Source organism: Priestia sp. 179-F W1.4 NHS (assembly GCF_045369295.1).
Lineage (GTDB): Bacteria > Bacillota > Bacilli > Bacillales > Bacillaceae_H > Priestia > Priestia zanthoxyli.
In genome coordinates this window covers 170-7,573 of the sequence record NZ_JBIQFF010000034.1, presented here as the reverse complement: position 1 = coordinate 7,573, position 7,404 = coordinate 170, and the positions used below count along the sequence as shown (strand labels likewise).

General features: G+C 36.5%; 9 protein-coding genes and 1 pseudogene. All 10 read right to left on the bottom strand.

Features of this window, described 5'->3' with window-relative positions:
• Nucleotides 1–535, bottom strand: a 535-nt coding sequence (locus ACH0CI_RS27715) for a restriction endonuclease (protein WP_406902612.1), incomplete at its 3' end; no start/stop codon positions are given.
• A complete protein-coding gene (locus ACH0CI_RS27710) occupies nt 528–1,481 on the bottom strand; it encodes a toprim domain-containing protein (protein WP_406902613.1) in 954 nt (317 codons plus the stop codon). The genes ACH0CI_RS27715 and ACH0CI_RS27710, both read right to left, overlap by 8 nt.
• A 114-nt stretch (nt 1,482–1,595) precedes the next feature.
• Nucleotides 1,596–2,627 (bottom strand): guided entry of tail-anchored proteins factor 1, encoded by a 1,032-nt coding sequence (locus ACH0CI_RS27705; RefSeq protein WP_406902611.1) that lies wholly within the window; start codon nt 2,625–2,627, stop codon nt 1,596–1,598.
• Between the two features lie 418 nt (nt 2,628–3,045).
• Nucleotides 3,046–4,038 (bottom strand): annotated as a pseudogene (locus ACH0CI_RS27700) (ArdC-like ssDNA-binding domain-containing protein); the annotation flags it as partial.
• Nucleotides 4,031–4,306, bottom strand: coding sequence for a hypothetical protein (locus ACH0CI_RS27695; protein WP_075422172.1), 276 nt, complete (start codon nt 4,304–4,306; stop codon nt 4,031–4,033). The gene ACH0CI_RS27695 and the pseudogene ACH0CI_RS27700, both read right to left, overlap by 8 nt.
• Before the next feature lie 50 nt (nt 4,307–4,356).
• Nucleotides 4,357–4,791, bottom strand: a complete 435-nt coding sequence (locus ACH0CI_RS27690) for a hypothetical protein (RefSeq protein WP_154992479.1) — start codon at nt 4,789–4,791, stop codon at nt 4,357–4,359.
• A complete protein-coding gene (gene mobP2, locus ACH0CI_RS27685) occupies nt 4,792–5,988 on the bottom strand; it encodes a MobP2 family relaxase (protein ID WP_406902610.1) in 1,197 nt (398 codons plus the stop codon).
• Nucleotides 5,985–6,242, bottom strand: coding sequence for a hypothetical protein (locus ACH0CI_RS27680; protein ID WP_335707762.1), 258 nt, complete (start codon nt 6,240–6,242; stop codon nt 5,985–5,987). Before ACH0CI_RS27680 ends, mobP2 begins: the two co-directional genes overlap by 4 nt.
• A gap of 257 nt (nt 6,243–6,499) precedes the next feature.
• Complete coding sequence (locus ACH0CI_RS27675) at nt 6,500–6,757, bottom strand: hypothetical protein (protein ID WP_141558915.1); 258 nt, start codon at nt 6,755–6,757, stop codon at nt 6,500–6,502.
• A 93-nt stretch (nt 6,758–6,850) separates the two neighbouring features.
• Nucleotides 6,851–7,138 (bottom strand): hypothetical protein, encoded by a 288-nt coding sequence (locus ACH0CI_RS27670; protein ID WP_098113494.1) that lies wholly within the window; start codon nt 7,136–7,138, stop codon nt 6,851–6,853.
• Between the last annotated feature and the right edge of the window lie 266 nt (nt 7,139–7,404).

Genomic DNA, 7,404 nt, shown 5'->3' with positions numbered 1-7,404 from the left:
GACATTTACGAGGTTCGGGTGTAATGTTTTCAAAGATTTCTCGTGCCTTAAAAACTGGATTTACCTCATTAATAAACATTTGAAGATCTGCACGATCTACTAAGGTCACATCACATGCAGCTGCAAGCTCTTTTGCTTGTTTCGTAAAATAACTATTGGTCACAACCCACGCCTGATTCGCTTTATAATACGCTTTTGCCCCATACACTTCTTGTACAGCTGAAATACTGACCCGATTTTTAATTCCATATCGTTTAGCTTGAATGACAATTTTTTCTTTGCCTTTCATCACTAAATCAGCCCCAAAGTCACCAGACTTTTTGGTTACTTGAGGTTTATATCCTAACTGTTGGAAAAGGGCCTGCAAATAAATTTCAAACTGATAACCATCCATTTTATCAATATAGGGCATACCCGATTGGGCTAACTCTTTCATATACCTCCGTTCACGAATCACACGGTAAGCAAATTTAGAAAGTTTAAATAAAATCATGATAAGAAAAAGATAAAACACACTTTGAAACACCTTATCCATTCATTGAAAGCTCCTGTTCTGTTTGTTTATTCCGGAGACGTGATGCCACAGGTTGAATGGTTTTTCCATTCTTCTTTAATTGCTCGTTCCAATCTTTTGCTCCCTTTGGAATATCTGCTTTTACTAAATCAGCATTAACGATTTGGTTCATTTTGTCAATAAATTCTTTTCCTGCTTGATCATTATCGACAGCTAACACCATTTCTTGAATGCTTAAGCCTTCTCTTCGAGCTTCGATATAAGACTGAGCAACAGTTTTAGGTTTTAAGCCATTCATACTAATAAGACGTGTATTCTGCAAACTATTCTCTTGTATACTCCAATAAGAAAGCAGATCAATTGGGCTTTCAAAGAAATGAATTTTATTTGGGCGACCAACGTCAACTGAAAAACCTGTATGTGGGTTATCGTTCGGTAAGACTTGTTTAAAGGAACCACGCTTATTACTTATCGAAGCTGTGCCTTGCCGATCCGCCCCAATTACCTTCCCTTTACCTCCATATTCACGCCATTTAAACACGACATTGTTCCGTTTGTCCTGGGCGATTAAATCTTTTTGAAGGAGCCAGTTAACTAATCGAGGATCTATTTTACGTTCTTTTATGAGATAATCTTTTACTTTGCTTTGATCCTTTACCTCTAACTCTTTTGGATAGCGAAAAGGCTCTTTTGATGGTGAAACCGACGGTTGCTCATACGACTGAGAAAGCTCTTTATAATCGCCTTTGTTGATATCTAATATGGCTTGTGGAAATGACATCCCATAATACATTCGAGCGAAACTGATTGCTCCATATCCTGTTTCATTCCGGCTGTTCCAAGCGTACATATTTCCTTTAATGAGTAAGCTATCATGTTCCGTATGACGATAGTATTTTCCTTCTTTTACAAAGGTTTCGCCTTTGGCTTCCAGATACGACAACAAATCAACATCTCTTGCTTTCATGATTTCCCCCTCATTGACGTGTTTTCGTTCTCCCACCTAATCCCTCCTTCTCTTTCACCCTATGAAAAAAGAGGGCTTTTCAGCCCTCTCATTTCTTTTCACCTTTTGCTTGTTTTATCGTTCCATTTCTTGTGTCTGGTCCCGTTTCTTTGAAGAAAATGCTCCACTGTTCCGTGCAAAAAACTTGGTGAATCCATTTTGCGATTTCTCTTCTTTTTTCTGCTTATCATGATCCTTTTTCTCTGTGTCTAACGCCTTTTCAAGCTTCGTTAACTTCTCACGTTGAGAATCAGTCAAATTAAGTTCTTTTAATTCCTGCAGCACCTCTTTTTTTAATTTGTACACCTTATCAAAGGAATGCTTTTGTTCAAATTCCTTCATTTTGGCCAAACGCTGTTCTTTCTCTTGAGGTGTTTCTTGTTTGAGCTGCTTTTCGACAGGAGCCTTTTCTGATTCAGCTTCCTTTTTCACTTCTTTAGAAGACTCTTTTTCATCTGATATGCCTAATTGGGCCAGCAAGCTTTGTTTAAATAGCTGCTTATACTGTGTTTCTTCACTAGGCTGCTGCATAACTTCTAGCACTTCTTGTTTGTAATCGTCTTGATATTGCTCCTTTTCTTGTGCTTGTTTTCGTGCTTGAAACTGATGAGAAAGGTCATCTTCCATTCCTTTCAATTGGTCAGGGGTGAACTGTTTTTCCTTTAAAGCACTTGATTTCAACATCACATAATCGTTTTCTGCATTTACACGGGCTAACATACTATCAATATCTTGAGGCTTTTCTTTTTCATGAGCTTGCAAAAATGTAAGATAGCTTGTTTTAAGCTGCGTTTCTCGATCTTTCTCTAAAACAGGATTCACATCATGACTTCTCAAAAAATCAACTGTCGCTTCACTTTTATAGGCTTGTTTTTGCCCTTTTTCGTCCGTAGAAACAAGTAAAACCTGCGGTTTTTCCTCTCCTAGAGCTGATTGTGTTAAATAAATAGCACCAGAAGGGATGTCATGCAGCTGTTTCTCACTAATATTCGCCCAATCTGCCTGGATTTTTTCATTTTGTGGATGCTTCATAAACTTCTTTAATTCTCGTTTATCAGAAACAAGCGTTTTAAATTGGTCATTTGAAAGAGATGTTACTTTTTGCATGATTGATTCCTCCATTTAATTCATATTTGGACACAAAAAAGAGAGCATGTACGCTCCCTCACCTTTCTAGCTCCGGTTCTTCTCTTTTTCGTTTACCTGTACCTGTACGTTTTTGGAGTTGCATTTGACTGCCCACTTCCATACGGTCTTGAAAAGTGAGAGATTGTTCTTGAACTTGACCATGGGTGACCCCCTTTTCATTTCTCCTCATCGTTAAGTCAACCTGATCCTCAAGTTTTACGACTTCCTCCTTTGTCATCCAACCATTTTTAATCGATTGTGTTTTGATTGAATAGTAGGTTTCTTCAGCCGTAACACGCTCTAGAATGCTGTCTACATTTTGTGCCGATTCTTCTCGTTGTTTTTGTATATAATTTCCATACCCTTCTTTCATCTTCATATGCACATTATCAGAAGAAAGAGGATTTGCTTGCTGCTGTTTTTCATCGTTTTTTTCTGGTGACTGATTTTTTTCTCGTTCTTTCACTAAGGTATCTTCGATTGTTTCAATAAAGCCAACAGACGTTTCATGTACTTCTTTTAAAAGCTTGGTTTTATCTTCAAAGTTCTTTCCTTTCGTCCAATGTGACAAGTAATCCAACGAATAAGAACTGGTGTCAATTCCAAAATAAGAGGAAACCGTATAGGCTGTCATTTCTGCCTGAAACTCTTTTTCCGCAGCCGTATAATTTAGATGTGTGTCTTTGGTATGAAGTTTCGCATGGGCTAATTCGTGTATCAACGTTTTTACATTTTGACGTTCAGAGTTACGCGGATTTAACGCAACTTCTTTTGTTAATGTATATGAAACTCCTTTTGCAGCGCCAAGCTCCTCTTTTGGTTGAATAATAGAAATACCATTCTTTTCGGCAATGGCTTCCATCCCTTTATAAAGTGCCTTGTAGTCCTCCACGTTGCCTTCTAACCAACGATTCGGGAAAATCTTAGGTAAATCACTTGCTTTTGCATTTGTTTGGGAAATCTCAAAAACATGGCCGACTGAAAAGTATAGTCGGCCTTGAGTAACTTCTTTTTTCCCCTCTTGAATGAGCTTTTTTTCTTGAGGAGTAGCTTTATTAATAGACTTTAACTTCCCATTTTCATCTTTAAATTTGGGAACCGTTTTATTTGGTACTAGAATTTTAATACCCTTTTCCCCTTTATTGACGGAGAAACCTTTATCCTTCCAGAACTTAAAAGATCCAACAGCTTGAGCACCAAAGAACTGTTCTTGAATAAGAGCTGTGTTCGACATGGAGTATTGATAAAACTTACCCATAAAAGATAAGTAGTCTTTTAATTCTTCGGCAGAATGAAAGCGCTGCTCCACCTTCTTTTCCATCCCTTTTGTTAACTCTTCAACCTCTTTACGCTTATCTTCGACGGATTTCTTCGCATAGGTTTTACTCATCTTCTCCCTCCTCTTCTTGATAGGAGATCCCCTTGAGCTCTTCTAATTCTTGTTCATACCAAGGCTCCTCTAAATCCACAAAAAGCTTCTGTGTTTTAATATTCATTGGCACCAACATATTTTCCTGATGCACGACATATTGATGAAACTCCTTCGCTTCTTCTGGACTTAAATTCACCTCTACTTCTTTGTCTTGATACTGCACAATGGCATGATCCTCTCCTACAGCTTTAATCGAAGCTAACACTAAATCCTTGTTAAAAAACATATCTGATTCCTCCTCTACATTTTTAAAACTACCTTTATATAAATCAATCATTAAGATGGTTGTTTCCCTTTGGACTCTTCCCAATCAATCCGTTTTTGACGTTGATTTGCAATACGCTTCTCAACAGCTTCCTTCGCAACCTTTGTGCTATCTAACTCTTGTAAATCGGTGGTCATTAATCCATCAAAACCATGATGGAAGAAAAGACCGTTCATGTATTCAATTAAAATTTGTGTGTTTTTATCAGCACTATTTGCACCAAGACGAATCCTTGTTAATTCATCTTTTAAAACCTGATGTAAGTTATTGCTGACCACTTCCGAAATATATTGCAACGACCATTCATTACTTTTAGCAACTTTATGTTCCTTACAAATTTGAGCAATAGCTTCACCCGTAAATCCGATATTGTTTTCTTCCATATATGTTTGGATATATTGTTTTGTTTCCTCATCCAGTGATAATTTCATACGTTGTTTATTCATTTAATAACTCCTCTCTTCCTGACGATTATGTTCAATTTCTTTTTGTAATTGTTCATAATGTTGTTGGTTTTTCCAACTTTCATATTCTGATTTAAACGCTCGCTCCATCTTTTTTAATGCAAAATGCATAGAGACCTTTTGGTTAAAACTTGCAGGACGTTTTGATTGTTTCTTACTTTCTATCATTCTTTTAATCTGTTGCTGCTGCTTATCATAATCTTTCATTTCTTTTAAGAAAGCATTGCCCATTCGCTTATAAAGATCATCAATTTTCGTTTGCTTATAGTTCTTATATCGTTTCTCATCAACCTTTCCTTCTCCATAGGCTTTCTTTAATTCCTCTACTTCCTTATCTAATTTTCCAAGTAATTGTTGGTACTCATTACGATGATACTTTTCAATATATTTTTGACTTAACACATCAATAAATGGCTTCATTGGTTTTAATGTTCGGTAACTATATTGCCACTGCCTTTTATCTTCTGGAAGATGATTATAAATTTGGAGAAACAATGGTTGAATGTCACGATTCTTCCACCTTAATGAAGAATCCTGCTTCTTTTTTCCGACCATGTCCTTTCGAATTAACTCATTTATTTTCTGGTGCTGCTCACCTCGATTCAAAATTTGATTCACGACTGTTGACTTCATCGCATCCAAAGTTTTAGGCTTTCTTTTGCCTCGTTCACGAGTAGGTTGTGGTTCTACTGTCGCAATATGAATATGAATGTTTCCCGTATTGTAGTGAATGGCAGCTGACCAAACAGCCGACTCATTCAACCTTTCCCCTTTAAGCATTTCCTTCATAGACTGACGGGTAATCTCCATTAATTTTTTCTCATCCACTGTATGAGTATCAGCATCGTATAAACCATTTTCTTGGAGCCAAGGATTATGAAATGTGATGACATCTTGCCACATAATACTGTTATTTTTCTGCGCTTTTTCAAACAACTTTTTTAATTGCTTTTTCTCCTCGTCATTCAATTGATTCGATTGTTGGGTGAACAAAGAAGATGTCTTATCAGGGTTATCCATATAATCTTGATAAAGAGTAAATAGTTTCTCATGGGCTTCTTGATCTTTCTTCGCATCATCACGATCTACATAATCAACATAATCTTGAAAAGCTTTTTTATCAGATGTAACAAATTTTGTTTTCAAGACCACGCCTGGAATAACAGAAGATGTACTCACTCCTCATCTTCTCCCGTCATATCTTGAATAAATCCATTGATTGTTTCAATTGCAACTGCACACCTTTCCATCATTTTTATGTTTCGATCAATGAGACGTTCTAACTCTGCTTCACGATCTTTTTGTTCTTGAAATACAGCCAGTGTTTCAATTTGACCTTTTAAAAATTCTTGCCGAGAAATCTTTTTTTCTTTTGCGATTTTATCAATTTTTTTTAGTGCAACTGGATCAATATATCGAATTTTAATTTCCATTTTATCCGACCTCTCTTTTGTAGTAGTGCTCTCCCACCTAAAAAGAGAGAAGAGCATAAGGGGTTTTTGCCCCCACCATAGGTGTGGGGCTAGGCAGAGCCTAGCAAAACCGTGGGTACAAAGAAAATCGCTAAATGTCTCCTTTAAGTCCCTTTTTTTGGCGTACGTCCCTTTCACGTCCCCCTTTAAAATCCCAATGTCCCCTTTATGTCTCCCTATTTTGAAGCCATGTCCCCTTTGTGTCCCCCTCTGTTTTTTCACTTCATGACCAAATCCTCTTCTTTTTCATTCAACTTTTTTGGCTTTTCTTGAAAAGTTTTTTGTTCATCTTTACAGAGCTGAATGCTTGCATCACTCGATTGAATGGCATCCTTTTTCATCGCAATTTTTGATTCCGTATCAGCTTTTTCCTCCTGTACTTGGTACTTCATATCACGTTGTAATTCGTTCATTTCTTGTTGCGTTTGACGTTTATGTTTGGCTTCTACCTTAATTGCCTTTTCATAGTTTTTCATTTTCTCTTTAACAAAATCTTTTTCCAAATCATTGACTAAAAACACATAATCTTGTTTGGTTTTTATTCCTTTTCCTTCTTCACTTTTTGTTTTTCATTGGTCAGAATAGAGCGTTGTAATTAACGCATGAGCATCTATTTCATCTGTTGAATCTGTTTCTGAATCACTCGTTACATCATCTACGTTTACCGTTTCTTTTTCTTGTGCAACAAAGCTTACTTCTTCTTCATCTGTTTGATCCATTTTGATGACCATATCCAGTGAGCTATTAGCCACATGGTATACACGATTTTCAATGGTTACGGTTCCTGTTATGTTAGAAGAAACCGCCTCGTATAGATTTATAGTTAATTTTTTAGCGCTAGTAAAACTTAAATTCAACTTATTGCTCACTTAATATAGTTTCTTAATAACAGCTCCCTCTTTAGTTAAACTTTAGTTAAACCTAACATTAATTAATCACAGATTTATAGTCAGATTTCTAAAGTGTAGTTGAAGATAAGTTCAACTCAACAGTCACTTACTATAGATTCACAGTTAGATTTCGTCTCTTTAGCCATCTCTAATCCAAACTCAACAGTCACTTACTATAGATTCACAGTTAGATTTCGTCTCTTTAGCCATCTCTAATCCAAACTCAACAGTCA